A 25,555-nucleotide genomic window follows, 5' to 3' on the forward strand; every position below is an offset into this window, starting at 1 on the left:
GCGGCCTTTCGCAAAGGGGAGATGGGACGGGAGTCAGTGCGACTTCGGCCGGGCCCGGGCGGCCTTCTCGATGTTCTTGGCCATGGCGGGGAAGATGAACCGGTGGAAGGGGGAGACGAATACCCAGTAGAGGCGCCCGCGCAGACCCGAGGGGATGAAGATCGCCCGCTGCCGGTAGCGCGTGGCCGTTCCCTCCTGGCGGACGGCGAATTCGAGCCACGCGTTGCCCGACACCTTCATCTCCGCGGAGAGGACGAGTCGTGATTCGGGTTCGATGAGCGCGACCCGCCACCAGTCGAGCGGATCACCCAGACGCAGGGAGTCGGGCAGCCGGCGTCCCCGGTTGAGTCCGGCACCGCCGACCACCTTGTCCCACACTCCGCGGATCCTCCACGCCAGTGGCCACGAGTACCAGCCATTGGCCCCGCCGATGCCGACGATGACCGCCCACACGTCGGCGACGTCGAGGCCCGGCATGAGTCGAGTGCGGTCGTCTTCGAACCGGCGCCGCCCCGCCCACTGCGCATCGTTGGGCAGAGGTTTCGCGGCCTGTTCGAGCACCCCGGAATCCGCGTCCCAGTTGGTATCGACCGCGCCCTCGGTCTCGCGACGCAGGGCCAGGCGCACCGCCTCTTCGTAGGTCTTCAGACCCGAGGTCGGGGGTGGAATGACCTCGTCGATGTCGTGATCGTCCGTCACCGCATCCTCCTGCAGGGATTGGACGAGCGGGAGAGTGAGGCTGAAGGGGAGCGGGGTGACCAGGCCCACCCAGATCCCGGAGAGCTTCGCCGCCGGCAGCGGCAGGGCGATGACGTGGCGGGATGGCAGGCCTGCGATCCGGGCGAACTCCTTCATCACCTCGGCATAGGTGAGGACATCTCGGGACCCGATGTCGAGAGTGCGGTTGATGTTCCCCGGCACCGAGGCGGCGGCGACGAGGTAGTACAGGGCGTCGCGCACGGAGATCGGTTCGACCTTGTTGGCCACCCAGTCCGGGGCAGGCATCCACCGCAGCGTCTCTGCGAGGTGGCGGATCATCTCGAACGACGCCGAGCCGGAGCCGATGATGATCCCGGCCTGGAAGACGATGGCGGCGGTCGGGGAGTCGAGGAAGATCTCACCGACCTTGGCCCGGGAGCGCATGTGCACGGACAGGTGGTCGGAGTCCGGATGAAGCCCGCCGAGGTAGACGATGCGGTCGACGTGGGCCGCAGCAGCCGCATCGGCGAGGCGGCGGGCGGCTTCGGCTTCCTTCGTCTCGAAGTCCCGGCCGGACCCCATCGAATGGACGAGGTATTCGATGACATCGATCCCGGCGACCGCCTCGGAGAGGCCGGTTCCGTCGTCGAGATCGACGGTGACGATCTCCACGTCATCGGTCCATGGGACGGCCTTGAGCTTCTGAGGTGAACGAACCCCGACGCGCACCGAATGCCCGGCCTGGAGGAGGCGGGGGACGAGGCGGCCGCCGATGTACCCGGTGGCACCGAGCACGAGAACGGTGCGCGGCACTTCGGCGACCGGAATCGTCTCGACCGACTCGTCTGCGTCGTTCATACGGCCCCCACAATCGATTCGACGTGACGGTCACCGTCACCGCGGCCTGCTCTCACGGCAGGGTGTGCTGCCATCGCCGCGAGATCGTGCAACAGCCCTGGTGACCCACATTACACTCGCCGCGAGGACGCTGAGCACAGGGTGCCCTGACTTTCGGACCCCGGGAATCGTTTCGGATCCCCGGGAATCATCCCGCATTCCCGGTGCTCATCCCGCGCCGAGGCGGCCGATCCATTGGATGAGCAGCTGAGTCTCGGTCTCGCCGAGGATCTCGGGGTGTGCAGCCGCCCGTTCGATGACCGTGTGCCCGAGTCGGCAATCAGCCGTCTCGTCGTCGCGCGGACCTGGTCCCGTACCGGTGATCGCCGCGAGCACGCCTTCGCGCACGTCGGCGGAGAGCTTCGGGTCGTCGCGGCCGAGGATGATCAGACGCAGGGTCACGCCGATGTTCGTCGCAAGGACATGTGCTGCGGCCTGCTCGTACCCGACGACGAGGCGACCCTCGTCCTCGGCCCGCTTCGCCAGCGCGCGGAGCATTTCACTCGGCTTCGACTGTGCCTCGGGTGAATAGCCGGGCCGGACCTTGCCGTACATGAGGGTGTAGAACCCGGGATTGTCCAGACCGAAGGCGACATGGGCGTCCCAGCCCTGCCGCAGCGCCTGAATGGGATCAGCGGCAGCGGGCTCGGAAGCGGACTTCGTCGCAAGATACATCTCGAAGCCGCGGTCGATGACGGCCTCGATGAGTCCCTGTTTGCTGCCGAAGAAATGGTAGAGCGTCGGCATCTTCACTCCGACGGCGTCACAGACCGCGCGCAGCGAGAAATCCTCGCCGGGCGCCGCCGCGATGAGGTCCGCGGCGGCGTTGAGCAGCCGGGTCCGCGTATCGGATGAAGTCTCCTCTGTCACATCGCGATCTTATCGTGTACTGTTGCAATAGCTTTATGTATCGCTGGTACATAATCGGCACTGCACAACCGAAGAGCAGCACCACACCGATCACCGAAATGCAAGGAGCAGTCATGACCGCACGCACCCTCAATGGCAGGAACGTCCTCATCGCCGGGGGCGGCAAGAATCTTGGTGGACTCATCGCCCGCCAGGCCGCCGAGGCGGGCGCCAACGTCGCCATCCACTTCAACTCCGAGTCCTCCCGACCCGAGGCCGAGGAGACTCTCGCAGCCGTCGAAGCCACCGGCACCAAGGGCGTCCTCCTCACCGGTGACCTCACCCACCCGGAGGCGGTCGCGGCCCTGTTCGCCGATGCCGCCTCGGCGCTGGGTCCCATCGCCGTCGCGGTCAACACGGTCGGGAAGGTGCTGCGCAAGCCGATCGTGGAGACGACCGAGGCCGAGTACGATTCCATGTTCGACATCAACGCGAAGGCCGCATACTTCTTCATCAAAGAGGCGGGCAGGCACCTTGTCGATGACGGTGCGATCATCACGATTGTCACCGCGTTGCTCGGTGCCTTCACCGACGGCTACTCGACCTACGCCGGCGGCAAGAGCCCTGTCGAGCACTTCACTCGAGCCGCGGCGAAGGAGTTTGCCGATCGCGGCATCTCGGTCACGGCGGTCGCCCCCGGCCCGATGGACACCCCGTTCTTCTACGGGCAGGAGACCCCCGAGCGCGTCGAGTTCCACAAGTCCCAGGCGATGGGCGGCCAGCTCACGCAGATCGAGGACATCGCCCCCATCGTCCGCTTCCTCGCCACCGACGGTTGGTGGATCACCGGGCAGACGATCTTCGCCAACGGCGGCTACACGACCCGCTGAGTCGGCAGACCGGCGCGAACAGAGAAGGGCGCGTTCCTTTCCCACCGACCCTGCGCACCCCTACGCTGAGAACCGACCCATCACAGGCATCCCGACCGCACACCGACACCGCGGCACCGACACAACCGAGGAGAGATGATGACCGACCAGCCCATCCCCCACCCCGTCTCCGACTTCATCGAGATCGTCAATGCCCACGACGGCCAGGGCTTCCTCGACGCTCTCGCCCCTGATGCCACCGTCGACGACTGGGGCCGGACCTTCACCGGCCGCGACGAGATCAAAGCGTGGAGTGACACCGAGTTCATCGGCTCCGAACCCACCCTCACCCCCGAAGAGGTCAGCGTCGACGGCAATGCCGTCACCGTCATCGGCGACTGGCGCTCGAACCACGCCAACGGTCGCTCCGCCTTCACGTTCATCACCGATGGCCACCTCATCACCTCGATGACGATCCGCGAGGGCTGACCGCAGGAACCCGGGCCACGGCATTTCCGTCCGAGCCGCCGCACGAACCGAGCCCCACCGCCCCATGCGCGTGTGCCACAATGGCAGTGGCGCATGCGCGTCACGGCGGTGGGGCTCGCCGTACCCAACCTCGGACCCGCACCCTCACCCGGGGTGCCCGACAACAGTCCCTACCTTGACCGGCACCAGCATGCCCGAAAGGTAGGACATCCGTGAGTCCCGCACCCGACACCACCCCGCATCCAGCCCCCGACTCCCGTACCCCGCGGGCGCGCATCGTCGTCGGCGGGGCTGCGAGGGTCGCTCCAAGAGTTCTTCGAAGACTCGGTCGCCATCCAGCTCGCCCAGCATCAGCAGCGCCCGCTCGTCGTCGTGCCGCTGCGGACCGCGGGGCGCGCATGAGCCGGCCCGTGCACCTCCGCGCCTCCCACCTCGGTCTTGCGTTCATCGGCGGTACGCTCGGCACCGCCGCCCGCGAGGGGCTCAGCCGGCTCCTCCCCGCAGCAGGCGGGATGCCGATCGCGATCGTCGCAATCAACCTCGTCGGCGCGTTCCTCCTCGGGCTGCTCCTCGATGCCCTCGCCCGCCGCGGTCCGGATGAGGGGCGGCGCCGGATGCTGCGGATCCTTCTCGGCACCGGCTTCATGGGCGGGTTCACGACGTACAGCGCGCTGGCCGCGGACACCGCGGGCCTCCTCGGCGACGGCGGGGTGAGGACCGGGCTCGCCTACGGACTGGGCACGGTGGTCCTCGGCGGGCTTGCGACGTGGGCGGGCATCGCGATCGGCTCGCTCACGCACCGGCCCAACCCTGCTGCGGTGGAGACGACGGCCGACGATTCCGCCGGACGACCCGGCACCGCCTCGGCGAACTGGGACGAGGGAGGATCACGATGACGGCGCTCGTGTTCGCGACGATCGCCGTGGCCGGTGGGCTCGGCGCGGTGGCGCGGATGGTTCTCGACGGGCTGATCAAGGCGCGTCTGCGCGGGTCGACGCCGTGGGGGACGATCGCGATCAATGTCTCCGGGTCACTCGTCCTCGGGTACCTCACCGGGCTCGCGGCCGGGCAGCTCCTGCCCACTGCATGGTTCCTCGTCATCGGCACCGGCTTCCTCGGCGGGTATACGACCTTCTCGACGGCGAGCTTCGAAACGGTGCGCCTCCTCCAGGAGCGCACGTGGGTGATCAGCGCCGTCAGCGCCCTCGGCACGCTCGTGGTCGCGACCGCCGCGGCAGGATTGGGGCTGTGGCTGGGCGGGCTCGCCTGACGCCGGAGGCCGGGTCTGCGACGCGGCGAACCCGCTCACTGCCGAAACCGTCGCATTTCGACAAGACACGTGTTGCCTAAATCCTCGCAGTCGACCAGGTATCACGCGGCCAGTGCCGGTTCGCTGCCCAGACTGAGAGTCCCCTCGATCCGTGTTGGCCGGTGAGCCGACCCGGTCCTAGAGTGGAGTCAGAGATGGCTGCGTGAAGTCTCTTCACGCGTCGATCGGTCCTCGTCAACAGCGATGTGAATGGAGAGCAGATATGCCCACGCCTGAAGAACAAGTCGATGCCTGGTTCGATCCGAAGAAGCCGTCCACCACGGAGGAGGGTGCCGAGCGGCAGTCGGATGCCCACTCGCTGAGCGTGGGGCCCGACGGGCCCCTGCTGCTCCATGACGTGGCGTTGGTCGAGAAACTCGCCCGCTTCGACCGCGAACGCGTCCCCGAGCGCAGCCCGCACGCGAAGGGTTCCGGTGCCTTCGGCGAGTTCGTCGTCACCCAGGATGTCTCGCAGTACACGAAGGCGGCGTTCCTCCAGCCGGGTACGACGACTCCGATGCTCGCCCGCTTCTCCACCGTCGCCGGTGAGCTCGGTTCCCCCGACTCGTGGCGCGACGTCCGGGGCTTCTCCCTGAAGTTCTACACCGAGGACGGCAATTTCGACATGGTCGGCAACAACACGCCGGTCTTCTTCGTCCGCGACCCGATGAAGTTCCCCGACTTCATCCACTCTCAGAAGCGCCTGCCCGATTCAGGTCTGCGCAGCCCGAACATGCAGTGGGACTTCTGGTCGCTCTCCCCGGAGTCGGCCCACCAGGTTGCCTACCTCATGGGACCGCGCGGTCTGCCCAAGACCTGGCGGAACATGAACGGCTACTCCTCGCATACGTACATGTGGGTCAACGAGGCCGGCGAGCGCTTCTGGGTCCAGTACCACTTCCACACCGACCAGGGCGTGGAGAACATGAGCAACGAGGAAGCCGCGAAGCTCGCGGGCGAGGATGCCGACATCCACCGCCGCGACCTCTTCGAATCCATCGAGCGCGGGGACTTCCCGTCGTGGACGCTCTCCGTCCAGATCATGCCCTACGCCGAGGCGAAGGACTACCGCTTCAACCCGTTCGATCTCACGAAGATCTGGTCGAAGAAGGACTACCCGCTCCACGAGGTCGGTCGCTTCACCCTCAACCAGAACCCGATCAACCACTTCGCGCAGATCGAGCAGGCGGCCTTCAGCCCGTCGAACTCGGTGCCGGGCACTGGTGTCTCACCGGACAAGATGCTGCTCAGTCGCGTCTTCTCCTATCCGGATGCCCAGCGCAACCGGATCGGCACGAACTTCAACCAGCTGCCGGTCAACGCACCCGTCGTGAAGACGAACAACTACGACAAGGAAGGGCACATGCAGTATCACCACACCGGCGCTGCCCCCGTGTACGCCCCCAACTCGTATGGTCGCGCGTATCAGGACACGCAGGGCGTCGTCGACAACGGCTGGGAGGCCGATGGCGAACTCGTCCGCAGCGCTTACACGCTCCACCGCGACGACGATGACTTCGGACAGGCTCATACCCTTGTCCGCGAGGTCTACACCGAGCAGGAGCGTGCCGACCTCGTCGACACGGTCGTCGACATGCTGCGAGCCGACGTCGAAGAGCCGGTGCTCTCCAACGTGTTCGCCTACTGGAAGAACATCGACGACGAGGTCGGCCAGGCCATCGAGGCCAAGTACCGCGGTCAGTGAGACCTGACCGCGTCCTGGTCTCACGCTGACGACCCGCGTCGCCCACGCCTCGACGACAAGCGTCCGGTCGCCCTCTCCCCACACAGGGGCAGCGGGTGGCCGGGCGCTTCGCCCGTCCCCGGTTCAGCATGGGCGCGGTTCGCGCGGGCGTCAGCTCGCACCGGCGGCGGATCGGACACGACAAACGCTTGGCAATTTAGTTAACTTAGTGAAATACTGGCGGCATGTTCGAACCTGCCGCGCGACCGCCACGGGCCCTCCGGATCCTCATCCCCACCGTCCTCATTCTCATCTGGCTCGCCGTCTTCGGTGTCGGCGGCATGAGCTTCGGCGACATCAGCGACGTCGCTTCCGACGAACGTTCGAGCTTCCTCCCCGACAGCGCCGAATCGACCCGGGTGCAGGCCGAAATCACCACCTTCACCGGGTCCGACGCCATCCCCGCGATCGTCATCGCCGAACGCACCGGCGGCCTCACCGACGATGACCTGACAGCCCTCGAGCGCCTCGGCGAGCGTGCCGAGAACGTCATTGACGGCGCCTCCACCTCCCCCGTCATTCCCGCCGACGACGGGGACGCCGCCCAGCTCGTCGTCGCGGTGCCCGCAGATGCGGAGATCGGTGATGCCGTGACCGCACTGGAAGCCGAGTCCGCCGACATCCTGCCCGACGACCTCGGCGTGTGGGTGTCCGGACCGGCGGGGTTCACCGCCGACCTGCAGGAGGCGTTCGGTGGGATCGACGGGATCCTCCTCCTCGTCGCTCTCGCCGTCGTCTTCGTCATCCTCATCATCGTCTACCGCTCTCCCCTGCTGCCGATCCTCGTGCTCCTCAGTTCGATGACGGCGCTGTGCGCCGCGGTGCTCATCAACGTCGCCCTCGCCCGTGCCGACCTCGTCACTCTCAACGGGCAGGTGCAGGGCATTCTCTTCATCCTCGTCATCGGCGCCGCCACGGACTACTCGCTGCTCTGCATCGCCCGCTACCGCGAAGAGCTGAGTGACAATCGGCTGCCGTTCCACGCCGCCGTCCGCGCCGTGCGCGGAGTGTGTGAGCCGATCGCGGCCTCCGGGGGCACCGTCATCGTCGGCCTGCTCTGCCTGCTGCTCTCCGACCTGGGATCGAACTCGGCGCTCGGGCCCGTCGCCGCCGTCGGCATCGTCTGCGCGGTCCTGACCTCGCTGACGTTCCTGCCCGCCCTCCTCATCGCCGCCGGCCGGGTGGCGTTCTGGCCCAGGGCCCCGAAGTTCGGGTCGGCTCATCCGATCCTCACCGGCGCCGAGGCGACCGGGATCTGGGCGCGCATGGGCCGCACCGTTGCGGGCGCTCCGAAACGGATGGCCGCCGGGGTCACCGTCGTGCTCATCCTCGGCTGCGGGGGTCTGCTCCTCCTCGACGCACAAGGGGTTCCGCAGAACGAGTTCGTCCTCGGATCCTCCCAGGCCCGCGACGGCCAGGAGGTCATCGACCGTCACTTCTCCGGCGGGTCGGGCACCCCGGCCTACGTCCTCGCCGAGGCGGATGAGCGCGCCGAAGTGGCCGCCGCCATCGCCGGCACCGAGGGCGTCGACAGTCTCGCCCTCGTCGCCCAGGACTCGCCGGCCGGGACGATCCCCGTCGACGAGACCGGTGAGGTCTCCGCCGAAGGCCCTCGCGGTTCAGATGCCGCCGAGCCGACCGAGATCGACGGGCAGCTGATGTTCTCCGTCACCCTGTCCGACCCCGCTGACTCGCTCGAGGCCGAACAGACGATCCGCGATATGCGCGAGGGCCTCGAGTCCTCAGATGCGCTCGTCGGCGGCAGCACCGCGGTCGACCTCGACACCAACGACACCTCGGTGCGCGACCGGGCGGTGATCATCCCGATCGTCCTTGTCGTCATCACGATCATGCTCGCACTCCTGCTGCGCTCGCTCGTCGCTCCGGTCGTGCTGCTGGCCACCACGGTGCTCAGCTTCGGCACGGCGTTGGGGCTGAGCGCGGTGATCTTCCAGTTCATCGGGCAGCCGCAGTCGGATCCCTCGGTACCGCTCTACGCGTTCGTCTTCCTCGTCGCGCTCGGCATCGACTACACCATCTTCCTCATGACCCGGGTGCGTGAGGAGTCCCTGGAACACGGCACCGGGCAGGGCACGCTGCGAGGACTGTCGGTGACAGGCGGAGTGATCACGAGCGCCGGGGTCGTCCTGGCCGCGACGTTCGCCGCTCTCATCGTCATCCCGATCCAGTTCCTCCTGCAACTGGCGATCATCGTCTCCCTCGGCGTGCTCCTCGATGCGCTCATCGTGCGCACGCTCCTTGTTCCCGCCCTGGCGATCTGGATCGGCGACTGCATCTGGTGGCCCTCACGCTTGGCCGGGCGGTTCCATCGCGGTCGGCCCTCCGACACCGACGACCCGTCTTTCAGTCCGCGCCGCGTCTCGCAGAGGTCAGCGACGAGGCTGCTGACACAGCATTGAGACTCGCCGCAGCTGTCCGGCAGCGACGTCCCGGGCCGCCGCAGGATACCGTCGCTCTCGCCGTGGCGATCTCAGGTCGCGGAGTCGTCCGCCTCGGCAGTCCACGACTCGCCGGCGGAGGTGATCTCGTCCTTCGTGTCGCGGAGGAAGCGGATGACGGTCTCTCGTTCGTCTCGGGAGAGCCGGGCGGCGGCGTGGAATCGCTGCGACTGGGCACGGCCCACGGTCTCCATCGCCGAGGTGTAGGTCTCCAGGGTGATCGAGATCGCCTGGGCGCGGCGGTCGTGCGGATGCGGGGCGCGGGTGATGTGGCCTCCCCGCTCAAGCCGGTCGAGCAGCTTTGTCGTTGCCGCCGGCGTGATCGCCAGATGGTCGGCGATGCCGCGCGGGGTGCCGAGAACATCACGGTGTCGGCAGATGATGAGGTAGTGGAGGGCCCTCATGTCCGTAGCGTTGAGGTGCATGTAGCGGCGCGAGGCTTCCGAGAGCGCCTGTTCGGCGTCGCGGAGTTCGCCGAATGCGGTCATGAGTTCAGTGATCTGCTCGATGTCGACCGGCTCCATCCCTGCTCGATCGACGAGCCTGGCCTGCGGATCGCTCGCGTCGACGTCGTAGACGGCCGACCGCTCCACGGCGTCGCTTTCCATCGCCTGCCTCTCACACTTGCCTCGGCTCTCTGCCGAACCCTGCGTATACCGGACAATCCTATCGCCTCATCGCTCACGGCCCCTGCGCAAGCGCGGCGACGACAGACAGATCACCGACCCGATGATGAGCTCCCAGGCGAGGAACGCATACACCGACCCGCGCTCCCATACTCCGTCGGGCATGAGCACAAGGGCCGTGAGCAGAAGCCCGCTGAGGATGCCCAGTGCCCCGAGCCCCGGACCGCTCCAGCGCACCCGCCCCAGATCCCGCAGCGGCCCGACCGAAAGGATCGCTGCACAGTTGCCACCGAGGATCGCAGCGACCGCACCGAGGACGTGGACGACGATGAGACCGTTCGCGACGTTCTCCGGCGAACCCGGCACGAGGCCGACGAGCACGATGCCCGCAGCATGGAGGCATCCGACGACGACGAAGGCGATTCGCCCGATCCCGGGTCTCAGCGCAGGCATCGCGAGAACAAGGCCCAGGAAGAAGAGCAGACCCTGGCCAATGAACCCGGCGTCCATCACCTGCGGAATCTGCGAGGCGAGTTCGCGTCCTTGGAAAGTCGCTCTGCCCGGAACCCCGAGGTCGCTGATGTAGAACGTGGCGTAGCTGTATCCGGGGAAGGCACGTGCGGTGATCGCCTCGCACAGGAGGTACCACAGAGGGGCGATGATCCAGAGGACCCCTGTCGGCAGCAGCGACCACCCTCGGTTCTCGTCGACCCCGGTCACCGCTTCCGCACCTGAAAGATGTGCCAGGTCGGGTGAGCGATGAACGAGCCCTTGGATCCGATGAGGTCATGGGACGCGCGCAACCGGGCGCCACAGCGCTCAAGCGTGAAGCCGGTCACCCCCCGGATGACGGTGCGCAGGAGGCAGACGACGGTGACCCCGCGCGGATGGAGCAGGTGGGGGCGCGGGCAATGCTCGGCGGCCACGATTCGGCGGCCACGGGCGTCGGCGGGAACGCCTCGCCTCACTCCCGCAGTGATCGCGCCCCACCCTCGCGCGAAACCCCAGCTCACTTCCCCGCGGTGATCGCGTCGATCGCCGTCGGGTCGGAGGAGCGGAGGAACTCCTCGATGCGTGCGGCCTCTTCGCTCTCCCCGATGCCGGCCGAGGCGCGACCGAGGGCGTAGAGCGCGCGGAGGAATCCGCGGTTGACCTCGTGCGACCACGGAATCGGTCCGGCGCCGCGCCAGCCGGCGGAGCGCAGAGCGTCGAGTCCGCGGTGGTAGCCGACGCGGGCGTAGGCGTAGGAGTCGACCATGCGGCCCTCGCCGCGAGCTTCGTCGGCGAGCACGGCCCAGGCCAGCGACGAGGCGGGCAGGTCGGCGACGATGTCGAGGGCCTCCTCACCGGCGTCGAGACGGCGCTTCGCCTCGACGTCGGGGTGGTCATCGGGCAGGAACGTCGGCTGCGGGCCGAGCTGTCCGGCGTTGAGGTTGCCGATGTGCGAGGGGTTGCCGATGGGCTGCGTCATGGTCTCTCCTGGTCGTCGATCGGATGGTCGGTGTCAGTGTCAGATCAGTGCGGTGTCGGATCGGTGCGCGGTCAGATCAGTGTGTCCTCAGTCTGGTCGTCGGTCAGTCCGTCTTCACCGCCGAAGGTTGGATCGCATACGGGTTCGTGCTCAGCGCCCCGAGGATCCCCTGGTCGGCGAGCGCGTCGAGCTGCTGCTTGTCGGCGATGTCGGTGGCCCACACCGTGAGGTCGGACTCGTTCCACCTCACCACGGCGTCGCTCGGCACAGCGATCATCGTGTACCCCGCAGCGGTGAGGTCCTCCGGGTTCGCCGTCGACGTGTCCCCGACGAACATCGCGTCGATCCCGGCATCCGCGGCCGCGCGCGCCACGGTCGGATCGGCGGTGCGCACGATCGCCGAGGCCGCCATATCCGCCTCGGCGATCGTCTCCAGCGCCGGACCCGCGGTGGCGGAGTCGGAGATGAGCGGGAGGATGACGGTGCTGCCGGCGACGTCGCCGACGAGCTTGTCCCACGTCACCGGTATGCCCAGTTCGGTGTCCTCTCGCGGCGGCGTGATCGTGCGGTCGAGGAACTGCGCGGACGTCAGCCCCTCGAGTCCGTTGCTCAGGCCCATCGTCTCGGCCGCGGTCTCCGGGTCGGCGGCGACGACGGTGCCGTCACCGAGGACGGCGAGCGTGGGCGCGGGCAGGTACCCGAACTTGACGTTCTCCGTGAATGCGAGCTCGGAGTTCGCGGGGTAGACCTCGGAACCGCCGTCGAGTGCGGCGACCGCGGGCGGGTTGAGGGCGTCGACGGTGAGCGTCTCCTTGTGTCCGAAGACGTTGACGAGGAGAACGGCGACGACAGCGATGACGACCACGGCACCGGCCCACAGCGGAGCGTTGAATGTCCTCGGCTCCGGCCGCTCGGGCATCGGGATGCGATCGTTGCTCATGTCATCCTCGCCGAGGCGGCCCTCCGCGAGGTTATCCTTGTCCTTCCCGTGATCGGCCGAGTTGCTCCGCTTCCGACGGCTCATCGGCTGCCGTCCTTCGTCGCTCCGGCACCGGTGACGAGGCCGCGGAGGAAGCCCGCCCCCCAGCTCAGGTGCATGGTGGGCAGGACGATGCCGAACCAGAAGCGCTCCCGAATCCCGCAGTCCTTCGCCGCACCCGCGGCTGCGATGATGCCCGCGACATAGGTGAAGCTCGGGACGTGGACGAGGGAGGTGAAGCGGCGCAGGAACTTCGGCCACGTCTTCGTCCGGCCGCTCAGCTGCAGGAGGGCCTCGATGACGCTCGCGGTCATGCCGAGGACGAGCAGCGGCGGCGCGAAGTAGCGCAGCGAGTTCTTCGACCCGTAGCGGCGGATGAGTTCGGCCCGCCAGATGCCCGTGGCCCAGAACTGGCGGGCGATCTTCGACCACGATCCGCGCGGCCAGTACGTGACCTCCATATCGGGGTTGAACCAGATCCGGCCCCCGGCCGAGCGGATGCGGAGGTTGAGCTCCCAGTCCTGTCCGCGTTTGATGTCCTCGTCGAAGCCGCCGAGTGCTTCGAAGACCTCTCGTCGATAGACGCCGAGGTAGGCCGACTCCGCCTCACCGGCCTCGTCCCCGGAGTGGTAGGCCGGTCCGCCGAGGCCGATGGGCGACATGTAGGCGCGGGCCACGGCCTTCTGGAAGGCCGTCTTCCCGCGGGCGCGCATGAGACCGCCGCAGTTCGCGGCGCGTGTCGCCCGCAGGGTCTCGATCGCCTGTCGCGTGTAATCGGGCTCGAGTCCCGAATGTGCGTCGACGCGGATGATCACTGGGTGCCGCGTGTGGGCGAAGGCCCGATTGAGACCGAGGGGGGTGGCGGCATCGGGGTTGTCGACGGTCTGGATGCGCGGGTCGGTGGCGGCCATGCGCGTGATTATCGCGTTCGTCTCATCCGTCGAGGGGCCAAGCGCCAGGACGATCTCCTTCTGCCCGTCGTAGTCCTGGGAGAGGATCGTCGTGATCGCCTGTTCGATGTGTTCGGCCTCGTTGAGCACCGGCATGATGAACGAGACACCGGGCTGGTCTGCGAGGGGAGGAAGGCCGTCGGGGGTGAGGATCTGGAGAACTTTTGCCACGCCCTCAATCCTCCCATATGCGCGTGCCAACGGCGCTCAGACGGTTGAGGATCAGTGCTTGGGGCCGGCGAAGTCCGGTTCGGCGTCGGTGTCGGTCGGTCCCTTGCGCGGCTTGACGGGGCGTCCTGCGAACCAGATGTAGCCACCGGCGGCGACAGCCGCTCCGCCCATGATGACCGCCCACCACGGGAAGCCGGGGATGTCGGGCGGGTTCTGGGCGTCTTCGAGGGCGTCGGGTGGTGTCGGGATGACACGTTCGCCGATGACGAGGATCCGCTGCGTATTGATGCCCAACGGGGTGCAGGTGACGAGGGTGGCCAGGTCCTTGCCGGGGATCGCGTCGAGGGTCTCCGTCTGGTCAGGATCGACGATCTTGGTCTCGATGACCTTGTAGGTGATGATCCGACCGAAGGTGTTGAACGTGAAGTAGTCGCCCTTGTCGATCTTGTTGAGGTTCGTGAACATCTCCGCTTCTGCGAGCCCACGGTGCCCGGTGACGACCGAGTTGTTGCCGACTCCGCCCACCGGCAGTGCGGTGCCCTCGAGGTGGCCGATGCCGCGCAGCAGCGTCTCATCGGAGGTGCCGTGGTAGATCGGCAGGTCGAGGTCGATCTTGGGAATCTGGATGCGCGACATCACATCCGTCTTCGGGCTCGTGAGGATCTCGTTGTAGTTGAGATCGGTGATGCCGTCATCACCCTGCCACTGAGGAATGCGCTCATTGGCCTGCACGGAGGCGCCGCCGGCTTCGAGCTTCGCGTTGTACTCCTCGGCGAGCTTGAGCTGCTTCGCGTTGTGCGGAGCGTTGGGGTCTTCGGTCGTCGTCGCGTTCTGAATGACCTCGGACTGGTCGAGCTGGGTGATCCATGCCGCCATCATCGGATAGGTCCACACGCACGCGCCGAGGAGGCCGAGCACAGCGATGATCGCTGCCGGGACGGACAGCTTCCACTTCTGCTTCTGCGGCGGAGGGCCCGAGGGTGCGGGTTCGGTGAGGGTTGCGGTCATGGCTCCACGTATCTCTTGGTTCTTATGGTTCGAGGCCGGGTGACGTGAACGTCACCCGGCCTCGGGGTGTCACCGCTGACGCGGCGGATCATCTCCGCCGGTCAGAGGCGACGTCGCACTCAGCTCTGGCGAGCCCGGCGGGTGTAGCGGACGATTCCCGCACCGATCGCGAGCATCAGTAGAGCGATGCCGAGGATGGTGAGCATGAGCTGACCATTGGCACCCGTGAACGGCAGTTCGCCACGGTCCTTCTGCTTGTTCGAGATCTTCACTAGAGTCGGAGTGGCTTCACCGTTGGCTTCAACATTGACCGAGGTCCACGGATCCTGAGGCAGGGTGTAGCCGGCAGGCGCCTTGGTCTCCTTTATCCAGTATTCCTTGGACTGGACATCGTTGCTGCCGACCCACAGGGTGATCGACGCACGACCGTTGTCGCCGGTGGTGATGGTTCCGACGGGGGTCGTGCCATCGCGCTCTTCGTAGATCTCGAAGACCGCACCAGCCAGGGTCGCCGACTCATCATTATCCGCATACTTGAGGATCTCGAGCGGACCCCAGTTCGTCGAGGGCTTGTTCGTCGTGACCGAGGAACCATTGGTGTTGACAACGGCCTCGTTCTCGATGACTCCGTTATCGCCGAGGGAATCGACGGTGGTGACGACCTTCATGACGACGTTGTCGCCAGCGTTGAGCTTCGCCAGACCTGATGCGTTCATCGAGATGTTCGCTGTCTGACCGTTACACGTGACTGTGTAATCCGCGGGGTCGAAGCCCTCGAGTGTGACGCTCTCGCAAGTCAGACGCGGGTCGAGCCTATCCGTGATCGTGAACGTCCGGTACGTGTCGTCAGCGGCCTTCGGCGGAACGGGGGCCGTGATCGTCCACGTCACCTGGCTGCCGATCACAAGAGCGTTCGGGCGCTCGACTTCCTTGGTCGGAGTCGTCTCGTTGATCTTGTTCTTCGGGTAGACGTGAACGTCGTAGAGCCACTTGCCGCCAGTCTGCGGCAAGGGCAGGGTGACGAGGAACGGCTGAGCCGGGGAAACGATGTTGTTGTCGCCCGGATCGGTCTCTTCCACAAGGTAGAGACCGTGAGGCAGGCCGGTTGTCACGGTGCCGTCAGCACCGGTGACAACCTGCTGCGGAGTTCCTTTGACGTAGCCGTTGCCGCCGTTGACCTGGTCGACTGTGGCGCCGTCGATGAGGTTCCAACCGGCATCGGTGTCGAGGTCGATCGGCTGACCGTTGCGCTCGGTGATGGGAGTGATGGTGAACTCAACGCCGGAGAGCGGGTTGCCCAGATTCGACGTATCACCGAGCTCGGTGCCGTCACCGCGGGGTCCCTGATCACCGTCGTACTTGTGGATCGTCAGGGAAGAGGGGGTGTTCGGGTTGATGTTTCCCGCACCCTGAGCCTGAGCCGGAGCGGAGATGCCGACGAGGCTCAGCGCAGCAGCTGCGGCAATGGCGGGGATCCACCGTACGCGCTTGAACAGAGACGCCTTCATGAGTGGTTGTTCCTTTCGGTGTGTTCGCAGATCGCGTGGTTGTTGTTTGGTGGTGCATGGGGGCTGAGGGGCGCCTCAGCCATGCACCGTGAAGGTGCTGGGATGAAGAGTCAGCTCCTTCCCTGTGACCGTCGGCGTTGGAGCCAGTACGCGCCCGCTGCGCAGCTCAGGACGAGAACCGCCCCGCCGATGATGTAGCCGAGGGTTCCGGTGCCACCTGTGAGGGGCAGCGTCGGAGATTCGGCTTGCTCGTTGACGAACGGCTCACCGAACTGGTGGTCGAGTCGTTCGCGAGTAATGGAGAACGTCTGTTCGGTCTCGTCGAGGACGTAGCCGGCAGGGGAACGCGTCTCAACGAGGGTGTAGTCGCCCCAAGCGAGTTCCTCGATGCGGAACTTGCCTGCAGCCGGGTTGCGGTCGCGTCCGGTGCACTGATCGACCGAGTTCGCGGCACAGTCCTGAATCGCGACTTCGGAGCCGCCGGGACCGCGCAGGGTCCATTCGGAGCCGTCGAGGAAATCTCCGCTGCCGTTGACCTTCTCCCACGCAACGGTTCCACCGGAGTCGTTGTTCGTCACGGTGCACGTCGCGTTCTGACCGGCTGCGATCGCCACGGTCTTCGTGGCGTCATTGTAGGTGCCCCCGGTGCAGCGGATGGACTCCTGGTCGTAGCCGGCCAGGGTGGTCTCCGAAATGGTGTACGAACCAGTGGGAACGAACTTCCGTTCTCCCGAGTTGTAGGTCAGGCGACTGCCGCTGCCCGGGCTCGCGAAGAGGTTCTGGTTCCAATCGGCAGAAGTGAGAGTGCCGCCGTTGTCGTTCTTCACATCCTTGACGATCGTCAGTGTCTGACATTCGACGGTGTTCGTTACCGTGTAGGAGTTCGCCGCTGCCGCCAGCGTCGTGCTGAAGTTGTCCGTCAGCGGCACCGTGCCGGTGATGCCCGTACCGCTAATTGTCTTCGACTTGAGAGCGCAGCCGGGGAACCTCGCCGCATCGATCGTCGTGGTTTCGCCGATCTTCACGGAGTCACCGAAACCGAAGCCAGTACGCGTCTGCCCGAAGGCAGGGTCACTGGCTGGCTGACCCGCGGGGTCGAGGAGCAGCTTCGCACTGATCCCCTCGGGCTGACTGCCGTTGGCATAGGTCTGGCCGTTGATGTTCCAGGACTTGTCGACCTTGACGGTGGCGTCCTTGATTCGGTTGACGTAATTGCATTGGACGTCATCGCCGGGCTGAACAATGGAACCGAGATTCTGCGCGTTCTCATTCGTGAGAGTCGTCGTCTGCGTACTTCCGTCAAGTCGCGTGATGCGACACGTACCACTGACGAAACGATAATTGCCTTGTTGCGTCTCCGAGATCGCAATGTTCGCACGCGACGCGGCCGAACCGAATGTCAGAGTCCACCTTGCGTTGCCGCTTGCATCAGTCGTCTGCGTGGTGCCCGTCGGTGCCTGAGTCACACTTCCCGTGGTCGCAATTGCGCGAGAGCCCACGGTCCACCCTTGAGCGTTCTGCTCGTTACCGCCCGATGCATTCTGGGTCTTCTTGTTGATCGTGACGTTGGCAGTCAGAGGCGTATTCGAGATGCGACAGACGATCTCGTTGCCGGTTGCCGGAATCGTGATCGTTCCTGACGTCCCCGTTCCGGACGCTCCACTGATCTCCCGACCGTCGGAAAAACACTGGTAGGTAGACGAATATCGACTCAAATCTGCTGAACCCGAACCGGTCTCTGAGAACCTGATCGTCGAATTGCGTGCAGCCGGAAGCGGTCCGACCCTCTCCGACTGGACGCCTCGCGCACTGCCAGTGGTCGTCGCCGTCCCGAGGTTGGTCGTGCCCTGGTCGAGACGAAGGTTGAACTGATCCCCTGAGTTGACGCGGTTCTTGACATCCTTCTCGAGCGTAATCGACGCTGGCGAAGAGCACGAAGCGAGATCAGTTGTGCCCGGCAACTGGGTGGTCAGTGTTCCAGCCGCAGTCCATGCCGGAGTGTCATATGTCGTGACGTTGTTTCCGGCCCCGACATACGCCTTACCATTCGCATCGAACGCAACCCCGTTGACCCCCGCGACAGTACTTAGTGACGCACTCGCCGAGGCAGCAAGAGACGTCCCGTTGGCAGCCGCGAGGGCGTCGTCCTTCACGCTGAAGATCTTGGTTTCCACGGTGGTCGCATTACGGTTCTCGTTCCGCAGAATGTAGAGATTTCCGGAGCTGTCGAAAGCAATGTCGCCGTTGGCTCCTGTTCCGGCGCCCGGAGTCGATACAGCCCCCAGATACGTGACGGCTCCATTGGTGGTGTTCAACCGCCAGAGCTTGAAGACCTGAGCATTCTGCTCGTACCCTCCGAAGAAGTAGTTGCCAGTTTTCAGGTCGACGGCGCCCGCCACAAGAGAGCCGGCGAAGTTTCCGGGGGAACTTGCCGCGTTGAAACTCTGCCCAAATGGTCGCCAAACATCGTTCGTCAGATCAAACTTCTGGAACGCTGCGACGGTGTTGCTCGTCCGGTCGAAAGCGTATATACCAGTTCCCCCGGAGCTGATACCCACCCCGTTGAGTTGAGTGAATGTCGTGCCCGATGAAGGTCCACCGACACGGGTCACGTTGCCGTTTGACGCAATATGGCTCAGTTCTCCGCCTCTATTGACCGAGTACACGTTACCCGGCGCGCAGGCGATCACGGCTTGAGCATCCACTCTGGGCATTTGCGTCGGCTCTGTACCGTCAGATCCAGGGTCGGTATCCACGGATTCCGACTTCGACGGTGTCGGCTCCTGCTCACCGAGGCCCGGCTCGGAGGACATGCCGCTGTCCTTAGGCTCTGAGTCCTCGGTCTTCGGCGCGCTGCTCGACGGTCCTGACCCCAGGCTCGAACCGGTGTTTGCTGCGTGCGCAGCAGTCGGCGCGGTGACCACTCCACCCATGACCGCGAGCGCGATGAGGACCGCGAGCATGGCAAGGATCACCCGAGCGGGAGCGGCCATGGTTCGGAGACGGCGAGATGCCACGGGGAATATGGGCTTGTTCGACGCCATATCGTTCCTAAATCGTGTTGCAAGCGGGGACAGAGAAGCCATGGGAGGGCTGAGCAGATTCACTGCAGAAACTCGGACTGTGTGAAGCTCACGCTTAGGTCAGGCCGATAGTTCAATAATTTACTATGCAGAAGGATGATTTCGGTAACGAAACGATAACTTTTGCAAGATTCCCTGTGATGTCGCTGTCCGGAATCTGCATCGAGCGGTAATGGCATAGGTCACGTCTTGACAACGGAATAGGCTCCCATCACCGTCTTCGTCGGGCGGTCTGCCGGTGCAGACCCCTGTCGAGCACGGCGTCGAACCAGCGTTGAAAGGACACTTGATGAAGGCCATCTACACAGCAGAAGCACTCGCCACGGGCGAAGGACGCGACGGGCACGGGCGCACGAGCGATGGCAAGCTCGACGTCGACCTCGCGGTTCCCACCGAGATGGGCGGTTCGAGCGCGGGCACGAACCCCGAACAGCTCTTCGCCGTCGGCTACGCCGCGTGCTTCCATTCGGCAATGCGGGTCGTCGCCCGCCGGGAAGGCGCGAACGTCGACGACTCCGCAGTGGGCGCGAAGGTGAGCATCGGCGACAACGGCGACGGCGGATTCCAGCTCGCCGTCGAACTCGAGATCACCCTCCCCCACCTCGACCCGGCCGAGGCTCAGTCGATCGCCGAGAAGGCCCACCAGGTGTGCCCGTACTCGAATGCGACGCGGAACAATATCGACGTGACACTCACCATCACCGACGACTGAACTCGCCGATTCCCCACCCTGAAGAGCGATCGGCCCGCGTGTCCTCACCGACGTGAGGACACGCGAGCCGATGTGTTGAACAGATCTCACATCGCGGTCAGCACTGAGTCGTCACCCGCGCACCATGCCCCTCACCCCCGCGCCACAGCCTCCACCGCTGCGGCCACCGCGGGGGCCACACGTTCGTCCATCGCGCCGGGGACCACATAGTCCGGGGCGAGGTCGTCGCCGACGAGGGCGGCGATCGCGCTCGCGGCCGCGAGCTTCATCTCCTCGGTGATGTAGGTGGCGTCGGCGTCGAGCGCACCGCGGAAGACACCGGGGAACGCGAGGACGTTGTTGATCTGGTTCGGGAAGTCGCTGCGGCCGGTGGCGACGACGGTCGCGTACTGGGCGGCGACGTCGGGGGCCACCTCGGGGTTGGGGTTCGAGAGCGCGAAGATGATCGCGTCATCGGCCATTCCCGCGAGCAGCCGCGGATCGACCGTGCCCGAGGACAGGCCGATGAACACATCGGCACCGTCGAGCGATGCCTCCATTCCCCCGCTCACACCGCGCGGATTCGAGTTCTCAGCGATCGCCTGCTTCGTCGGGGTGAGGTCCTCGCGTCCGGATTCGACGACGCCATTCGAGTCGAGGACGACGATGTCGGAGACACCCGCCTCGTGGAGGATCTTCGTCACCGCGACACCTGCCGCGCCGGAGCCGGAGATGACGACCTTGAGCTGCTCGATGTCCTTGCCGACGACCTTGGCCGCGTTCATCAGCGCCGCGAGGACGACGATGGCGGTGCCGTGCTGGTCATCGTGCATGACGGGGATGTCGAGGGCGGCCTTGACCCGGTCTTCGATCTCGAAGCAGCGGGGCGCGGAGATGTCCTCGAGGTTGATCGCCCCGAAGGTCGGTGAGATCCGCTCGATCGTCTGGACGATCTCGTCGACGTCGTTCGTGTCGATGACGATGGGGATCGCGTTGAGGCCGGCGAAGCGCTTGAACAGCGCGCACTTGCCCTCCATCACCGGCAGCGAGGAGGTCGCCCCGATGTCGCCGAGGCCGAGCACTGCCGAGCCGTCGGAGATGACGGCGACGAGGCGGCCGGTCCACGTCAGCTCCTTCGCCCGCTCCGGCTCCTCGGCGATCGCGGTGCAGACCTTGGCGACGCCGGGGGTGTAGGCGATCGAGAGGTCGCGCTGGGTCTGGAGCGGGCGGGAGAGCTCGACGTCGAGTTTGCCGCCGTGGTGTCCGGCGAAGATCTCATCGTCGGTGATGGCGGAGGCCGGGGTCCGTTCCTTCGTGCCGGCAGCGGAGTCGTCGGTCGGTGTCGTCATCGTTCTTCCTCGCGATCGGGTGAGCGGGCCACCGAGGTGGCCGTCGTCGTGGTCATCGAAGCGCGCTCCACATCGTCGGAGCTGCGGTGCGGTCGCCGGGAGGGTGGATGGTGACGGCTGCGCGCGGCGTCCCGTCCCGGGTGCGGGGCGTGGCCGACGCGGCGCACGACCATCCCCGCGAGTGGGCAGGATCGGTCATGCGTCGTGCCAGCATAACCCATGGCAGCGCCTATTCCTCCCTCGCCGAGGTGACCGTCAGGTGACGTTCGGAGTGACCGTCGCGCACGAGGTCGCGCAGGTAGGCGGCGAACCCGCCGTGGCAGCGGCCCTGGAGTCTCGCCGAGGTGATCACCCGACAGTCATCGGTCCGGTGGACGACCCTGCCCGCCGAGGTGACGGCGGCGACGAGGGCCTCATCCTCCCCCACGCTGTCGGGAGGGCAGCCCCCGACCGCGGCGAAGACGGAGCCGCGGATGCCGAGGTTCGCCCCGAAGACGTGGTCGTGGTCGTCGGCGAGCCGGTGGAGTGAGTACCACGCGGAGACGAGGTCGGCATTGCCCGGCTCGGTCCGCGGTGCGACGGTGCCGACGACGCAGTCGGCGCCGCGGCGGGCATGCGCGAGATGGGAGACCAGCCAGTTGGTCGGCACCCGGCTGTCGGCATCGGTGAAAGCGAGCCACAGATCGGCAGCGCCCGGGTCCCCGGATCCCTCGGCCGCCCACTCGAGGGCGAGCTGTCCGGCGGCATTGCGGGCCCGGCCGACGTTGCCGTAGGGCACGACGAGGGGGATGACCTCAGGCCGGTCGGCGGCGACGCGGTCGATGATGCTCAGGGTCGCGTCCGTGCAGTCATCGGCGACGGCGATGATGCGCACGGACAGGCCAGGGCTTGCACCGGCGTCGGCCGCGGCGAGGATCGAGCGCAGACAGCCTTCGATCTCCGCTGCCTCGTTGTGCGCGGGAACGATGACGACGACGTGCTCAGGCACCGTCATCAGGCGCGTTCCTTCGCCGCGATCGTCAGGACGTCGAGTCGGTACTCCGCGGCCGGGTGGTGGACGAGGGCGGCGTCGGGCCAGTACGCGAGGCACATCTCGTGGACGCTCTCAGCGTCGAGCGGCCAGTCGGTGATCTCGCCGCGCCAGTGGCAGAGGACGAGGGTGAAGTCCGCCGTCGTGCTGGACTCGATCCTTTTCATTGTGCGGCGCAGCTGTTCCCGGGAGAGGTAGTAGCCGGTCTCGGCGAGGACGACGCAGTCGAAGCGGCCGGCCGCCAGTCGTCGGGGATCGTCATCCGCGTGAAGTCGAGGTTGGCGACGTCGGGGTAGAGGCCGCGTGCCGTTGCCAGCGCCCGGGCGCTCGCGTCGATCGCGGTGACGTGGTCGGCACGGTCGGCGAGCTCCCGGCTCAGTGCCCCGATCGAGCTGCCGATCTCGAGGATGTGGGAGTACCGGCCGCCCGGCAGCGCCCGCAGCAGTGCCGCGCGCTTCGCGATCTCGTAGTCCGATGACCGCAGCTCCCACGGGTCGACCGCTCGGTGTGGACGCGGTCGAAGACGGCCTCGGCGGTCCGCGCATCGTTCGCCACCGCCTCGGCGGCCTCCGGCGGCTCCTGCTCCTCCCCGGCGAATCGGGTCACGGCGAAGGTGTCTCCCCCGCGCGCGAAGTGCGCGAGGACATCGGGCGGGAGGATCGCCTCGTCGCCGGGGGCATCCGAGAGATCCTCCATCTGGGACGGATAGTGCGCCCACAGCGCCTCCCGGTCGAGGCCGTCCGGGTCGGGCAGGAAGCGCCACGACCGCCAGGCGGCATCGTCGGGGTCGGCCCAATGCCAGTACCAGATCGGGAACTCGAGGACGGTCGCTGCCCGCAGCCGCCCGACCTCGCGGGCGACCTCACCGACGGCGTCATGATCGCTGTGACCGTCCGCATGGTGCGGGGCGACGATGGTGAGCGGACCGGGCAGGTCCGCGGTCGCGGCCATCACCTCGGCGAGGATCGTCTCCCGGTGGGCCGCCAGCGCCCCGTCGCCGAGGTCGTAGAGGGTGCTCGCCGCCGTCGGGTTGAGTCCGGAGAGCGCCGCATCGAACTCGTCGAGGCGGATCGTCCTGAGCTCGTCCGGGGTGTGCGTCGGGGACCCCGGGTGGGAGTTCTCCCCCGCCGTGAAGAGGAGGACGGTGACGTGGGCGTCGGTCTCGCCGAGGCGGCGCAGCAGTGCCGCACAGCCGAGCGCTTCGTCATCGGGGTGGGCGAGGAGCACGACGACGGATCCGCCGCACTCCTGCAGGCGCGGAAGGTCACGGACCTTGGCGCGGATCCACGCGTCTTCCGAGGTGCCGGTCTCGAGGTGGGTGAACATCAGCCGGTGACGATCGCGTCGCCGAGCGCCGCCTCGTCGCGGGCCCCGTGATGCTGGCTGAGGTAGACGGTGAGGTCGGCATCGGCCTTCGCGAAGCTCCGATCGCCGGTCAGGGCGGCGGGGCCGGCGAGTTCGCGGGCGAGCTGCGCGATCCGCTGGGACGCGCGGTAGACGATGTTGCGCACGCGCAGGGCCAGCTCCCAGGCCTCGTCGCGGGTGTAGGCCTCGGAGCCGTCGGCGGCCTGGGCTGCCTGGGCGAGGGCCGAGCGGGCGGCGAAGATCTCCGCGTCGAGCTGTCCGAGCGTGAGGTTGCCCAGCGGGGAGGGCTGCGGGCGGGCGAAGTGTCGCTGTGCGGCACTCCGGGCCAGGCCCAGGGCACCGCCGAACCAGCACGCGGCGACCCGGATCCCGCCCCACGCGAACGACGGTCGGTCGAGGTACCAGCCGGTGGGCCCGACGACGGTGGCCTGGGCGTAGTCGAAGGTCACCGACCCGCTCGGGATCTCGCTGAGCCCGAGGCTCGGCCACGGCGCCGTCGACGGGTGCACGCCGGGATCGGTGAGGCTCACGGCGAAGGCCCGCGACATCTGCCCGTGGTAGGCGGTGACGATGGCGTGGGAGAGCTGGGAGGCCAGGGAGCACCACGGCTTCTCCCCGATGAGATGGACCGTCCCCTCGTCGAGGTCGATGGCGCTGAGGACGGTGCCCGGCGCCTCGGCGGCGAAGACACCCCACGTCGTGCCGGGTTCAGGCGTGCCGGCCCCCGCCTCGGCGAGGATGCCGAGGGCGTCGAGATGCGGTTCGAGCATACGGGCCGCCGCGACGTCGATCGCCGCGGTCGCGGCGAGTGCGTCCCACTGCTCGAGCTGGGTCGAGGTCCCGCTCAGACCCCAGAACTCCTGCAGCCCGGTGATCATCTTGCGCACCGGCGCGCTGTTGTTCACGCAGCTGACGAGCGCGGTGCCGCGGTCGGAGGCGAGGTCCGGCTCCCACCACGGGGTGAGCGGATCGGTGATGAGCGTGAATGGTGAGGCGGTGGTGGAGGTGTGCATGAGGAGACCGTCCTTGGGAAGCAGGGGTCACGGGTGCGGGGTCGCCTCGCGCCCCCATCGGAGGTCGCGAGGGGTGGGTGCCGGGTCGACTGCGGTGCCGCGCGGCGCGCGGAAGTGCGACAGCGGCAGTGCTGGTGCTTACGTGTCCTTGATCGCGCGGATGCGCTCGATGAGATCGTCGAGGCCGTCGTCGAATTCGCGGTCCGAGTGGTCTTCGGCGAGTTTGCCCTGCAGCCGCTTGAGCGTCGGGTACTCGGAGAGTCCCTCGTCCTCGTCGCTGTCGGCATCGGCATCATCATCGACGGCCGAGGCGATGTCGATGCCCATCGCCGAGACCTCGAGGACGAGCTGACCGAGGAGGAAGCTCGTGAACGCCTTGTAGGTGTCGACGACGCGGTCGTCGGAGAAGCCGTACTCGGTGAGCGCGGTGAGGAAGTAGTCGACCCAGCGCACGCTGCGCAGCGGCGGGCGCAGCCAGGGCGCTTCCGGCGGCTGCGTGATCATCAGGGGGAACATCCGCGGATGGCCGAGTGCGAGATCGCGCATCGCGGTGGCGACGAAGCGCAGGAACGCCTCCCAGGATTCGGGCTGCTCCTGCATGAGCTCTTCGTCGAAGAGGTCGTCGATGAGCTCGTCGACGGCGAGGGACACGAGCTGTTCGCGTCCGGAAACGTAGTTGTACAGTGCCATCGCCTCGACGTCGAGCGACATTCCCAACCTCCGCATAGAGAGCGATTGGACGCCGAATTCATCGATGTAGGCAATCGCTGCCTTGACAATGTCCTCTTGGCGCAAACGCTGGCGGGCCATGACTACTCCTGGAATCACTGATCAGAGGTGCGAGGGGCTGCCCCGTCCCTCCATCTGTCGCGAGGTCCTGCACTTCACGTGCGACCGCGCCCGACCCGTGACCGGCGGACGCGTTCTCGGCTCAGTTTAGTCCACAGAACGCGCCCACCGGCAGGGCTGATCAAGCGATCATCACAGGCGGCTGAT

Annotated in this window: 24 protein-coding genes; 7 read left to right on the top strand and 17 right to left on the bottom strand. The window is 66.7% G+C overall.

What is annotated here, in order from left to right; genetic code table 11:
• Window positions 1-33 precede the first annotated feature (33 nt).
• Together AC2W7K_RS05510 and AC2W7K_RS05515 are read right to left on the bottom strand one after the other, a co-directional pair.
• On the bottom strand, window positions 34-1,557 hold the full coding sequence (locus AC2W7K_RS05510) for an SDR family oxidoreductase (RefSeq protein ID WP_198500463.1): 1,524 nt from the start codon (window positions 1,555-1,557) through the stop codon (window positions 34-36).
• Window positions 1,558-1,764: 207 nt separating this feature from the next.
• Window positions 1,765-2,466, bottom strand: coding sequence for a TetR/AcrR family transcriptional regulator (locus tag AC2W7K_RS05515; protein ID WP_198500462.1), 702 nt, complete (start codon window positions 2,464-2,466; stop codon window positions 1,765-1,767).
• A gap of 113 nt (window positions 2,467-2,579) precedes the next feature.
• Between AC2W7K_RS05515 and AC2W7K_RS05520 the strand changes: the two genes are divergently transcribed.
• The 6 genes from AC2W7K_RS05520 (at window position 2,580) to AC2W7K_RS05545 (ending at window position 9,276) form a co-directional block, all read left to right on the top strand.
• On the top strand, window positions 2,580-3,335 hold the full coding sequence (locus AC2W7K_RS05520) for an SDR family oxidoreductase (protein WP_198500461.1): 756 nt from the start codon (window positions 2,580-2,582) through the stop codon (window positions 3,333-3,335).
• A 138-nt stretch (window positions 3,336-3,473) separates the two neighbouring features.
• Window positions 3,474-3,803 carry a nuclear transport factor 2 family protein gene (locus AC2W7K_RS05525; protein ID WP_198500878.1) on the top strand — a complete coding sequence of 110 codons (330 nt, stop codon included), beginning with the start codon at window positions 3,474-3,476 and terminating at the stop codon, window positions 3,801-3,803.
• Between the two features lie 398 nt (window positions 3,804-4,201).
• The gene (locus tag AC2W7K_RS05530; protein ID WP_198500460.1) at window positions 4,202-4,699 is read left to right on the top strand and encodes a fluoride efflux transporter FluC; all 498 of its coding nucleotides are present in this window, start codon (window positions 4,202-4,204) and stop codon (window positions 4,697-4,699) included.
• Window positions 4,696-5,073, top strand: coding sequence for a fluoride efflux transporter CrcB (gene crcB, locus AC2W7K_RS05535; protein WP_198500459.1), 378 nt, complete (start codon window positions 4,696-4,698; stop codon window positions 5,071-5,073). Before AC2W7K_RS05530 ends, crcB begins: the two co-directional genes overlap by 4 nt.
• 262 nt (window positions 5,074-5,335) lie before the next feature.
• Complete coding sequence (locus AC2W7K_RS05540; RefSeq protein WP_198500458.1) at window positions 5,336-6,817, top strand: catalase; 1,482 nt, start codon at window positions 5,336-5,338, stop codon at window positions 6,815-6,817.
• Window positions 6,818-7,041: 224 nt separating this feature from the next.
• Complete coding sequence (locus tag AC2W7K_RS05545) at window positions 7,042-9,276, top strand: MMPL family transporter (RefSeq protein ID WP_344258442.1); 2,235 nt, start codon at window positions 7,042-7,044, stop codon at window positions 9,274-9,276.
• A gap of 71 nt (window positions 9,277-9,347) precedes the next feature.
• Here AC2W7K_RS05545 and AC2W7K_RS05550 read toward each other — a convergent pair whose 3' ends face one another.
• The 8 genes from AC2W7K_RS05550 to AC2W7K_RS05585 all read right to left on the bottom strand — a co-directional run bounded on the left by AC2W7K_RS05550 (window position 9,348) and on the right by AC2W7K_RS05585 (window position 19,021).
• Window positions 9,348-9,923, bottom strand: coding sequence for a MarR family winged helix-turn-helix transcriptional regulator (locus tag AC2W7K_RS05550; protein ID WP_198500456.1), 576 nt, complete (start codon window positions 9,921-9,923; stop codon window positions 9,348-9,350).
• 66 nt (window positions 9,924-9,989) lie between these two features.
• Window positions 9,990-10,661: a DUF998 domain-containing protein gene (locus tag AC2W7K_RS05555; RefSeq protein WP_198500455.1), complete on the bottom strand. Its 672-nt coding sequence runs from the start codon at window positions 10,659-10,661 to the stop codon at window positions 9,990-9,992.
• A gap of 289 nt (window positions 10,662-10,950) precedes the next feature.
• Window positions 10,951-11,412: a DUF3151 domain-containing protein gene (locus AC2W7K_RS05560; RefSeq protein ID WP_198500454.1), complete on the bottom strand. Its 462-nt coding sequence runs from the start codon at window positions 11,410-11,412 to the stop codon at window positions 10,951-10,953.
• 103 nt (window positions 11,413-11,515) lie between these two features.
• A complete protein-coding gene (locus AC2W7K_RS05565; protein ID WP_232623826.1) occupies window positions 11,516-12,436 on the bottom strand; it encodes a hypothetical protein in 921 nt (306 codons plus the stop codon).
• Window positions 12,433-13,512, bottom strand: a complete 1,080-nt coding sequence (locus AC2W7K_RS05570) for a glycosyltransferase family 2 protein (protein ID WP_198500453.1) — start codon at window positions 13,510-13,512, stop codon at window positions 12,433-12,435. Before AC2W7K_RS05570 ends, AC2W7K_RS05565 begins: the two co-directional genes overlap by 4 nt.
• 51 nt (window positions 13,513-13,563) lie before the next feature.
• Entirely contained in the window at window positions 13,564-14,520 is a 957-nt protein-coding gene (locus AC2W7K_RS05575) for a class C sortase (RefSeq protein ID WP_198500452.1), read from the bottom strand.
• A gap of 119 nt (window positions 14,521-14,639) precedes the next feature.
• A complete protein-coding gene (locus AC2W7K_RS05580) occupies window positions 14,640-16,028 on the bottom strand; it encodes a SpaH/EbpB family LPXTG-anchored major pilin (protein ID WP_198500451.1) in 1,389 nt (462 codons plus the stop codon).
• Window positions 16,029-16,138: 110 nt separating this feature from the next.
• The gene (locus AC2W7K_RS05585) at window positions 16,139-19,021 is read right to left on the bottom strand and encodes a SpaA isopeptide-forming pilin-related protein (RefSeq protein WP_344258444.1); all 2,883 of its coding nucleotides are present in this window, start codon (window positions 19,019-19,021) and stop codon (window positions 16,139-16,141) included.
• 379 nt (window positions 19,022-19,400) lie between these two features.
• On the opposite strand from AC2W7K_RS05585, the gene AC2W7K_RS05590 reads away from it, so the two are divergent.
• Window positions 19,401-19,823 (top strand): organic hydroperoxide resistance protein, encoded by a 423-nt coding sequence (locus tag AC2W7K_RS05590; protein WP_198500449.1) that lies wholly within the window; start codon window positions 19,401-19,403, stop codon window positions 19,821-19,823.
• Between the two features lie 131 nt (window positions 19,824-19,954).
• Here AC2W7K_RS05590 and AC2W7K_RS05595 read toward each other — a convergent pair whose 3' ends face one another.
• The 7 genes from AC2W7K_RS05595 to AC2W7K_RS05625 form a co-directional block, all read right to left on the bottom strand.
• Window positions 19,955-21,151: an NAD(P)-dependent malic enzyme gene (locus tag AC2W7K_RS05595; protein ID WP_198500448.1), complete on the bottom strand. Its 1,197-nt coding sequence runs from the start codon at window positions 21,149-21,151 to the stop codon at window positions 19,955-19,957.
• A gap of 229 nt (window positions 21,152-21,380) precedes the next feature.
• A complete protein-coding gene (locus tag AC2W7K_RS05600) occupies window positions 21,381-22,145 on the bottom strand; it encodes a glycosyltransferase family 2 protein (protein WP_376911704.1) in 765 nt (254 codons plus the stop codon).
• Window positions 22,145-22,348: a hypothetical protein gene (locus tag AC2W7K_RS05605; protein WP_486005824.1), complete on the bottom strand. Its 204-nt coding sequence runs from the start codon at window positions 22,346-22,348 to the stop codon at window positions 22,145-22,147. The genes AC2W7K_RS05600 and AC2W7K_RS05605 overlap by 1 nt, the downstream gene beginning before the upstream one ends.
• Window positions 22,345-22,665, bottom strand: coding sequence for a methyltransferase domain-containing protein (locus AC2W7K_RS05610; RefSeq protein WP_486005870.1), 321 nt, complete (start codon window positions 22,663-22,665; stop codon window positions 22,345-22,347). Before AC2W7K_RS05610 ends, AC2W7K_RS05605 begins: the two co-directional genes overlap by 4 nt.
• Window positions 22,557-23,507 (bottom strand): PIG-L deacetylase family protein, encoded by a 951-nt coding sequence (locus tag AC2W7K_RS05615; protein WP_486005825.1) that lies wholly within the window; start codon window positions 23,505-23,507, stop codon window positions 22,557-22,559. Before AC2W7K_RS05615 ends, AC2W7K_RS05610 begins: the two co-directional genes overlap by 109 nt.
• Window positions 23,507-24,559 carry a hypothetical protein gene (locus AC2W7K_RS05620; protein ID WP_486005826.1) on the bottom strand — a complete coding sequence of 351 codons (1,053 nt, stop codon included), beginning with the start codon at window positions 24,557-24,559 and terminating at the stop codon, window positions 23,507-23,509. Before AC2W7K_RS05620 ends, AC2W7K_RS05615 begins: the two co-directional genes overlap by 1 nt.
• A gap of 138 nt (window positions 24,560-24,697) precedes the next feature.
• The gene (locus AC2W7K_RS05625) at window positions 24,698-25,270 is read right to left on the bottom strand and encodes a TetR-like C-terminal domain-containing protein (RefSeq protein ID WP_486005827.1); all 573 of its coding nucleotides are present in this window, start codon (window positions 25,268-25,270) and stop codon (window positions 24,698-24,700) included.
• Between the last annotated feature and the right edge of the window lie 285 nt (window positions 25,271-25,555).

Source organism: Brevibacterium sp. LAARM2_SD2 (genome assembly GCF_057364785.1).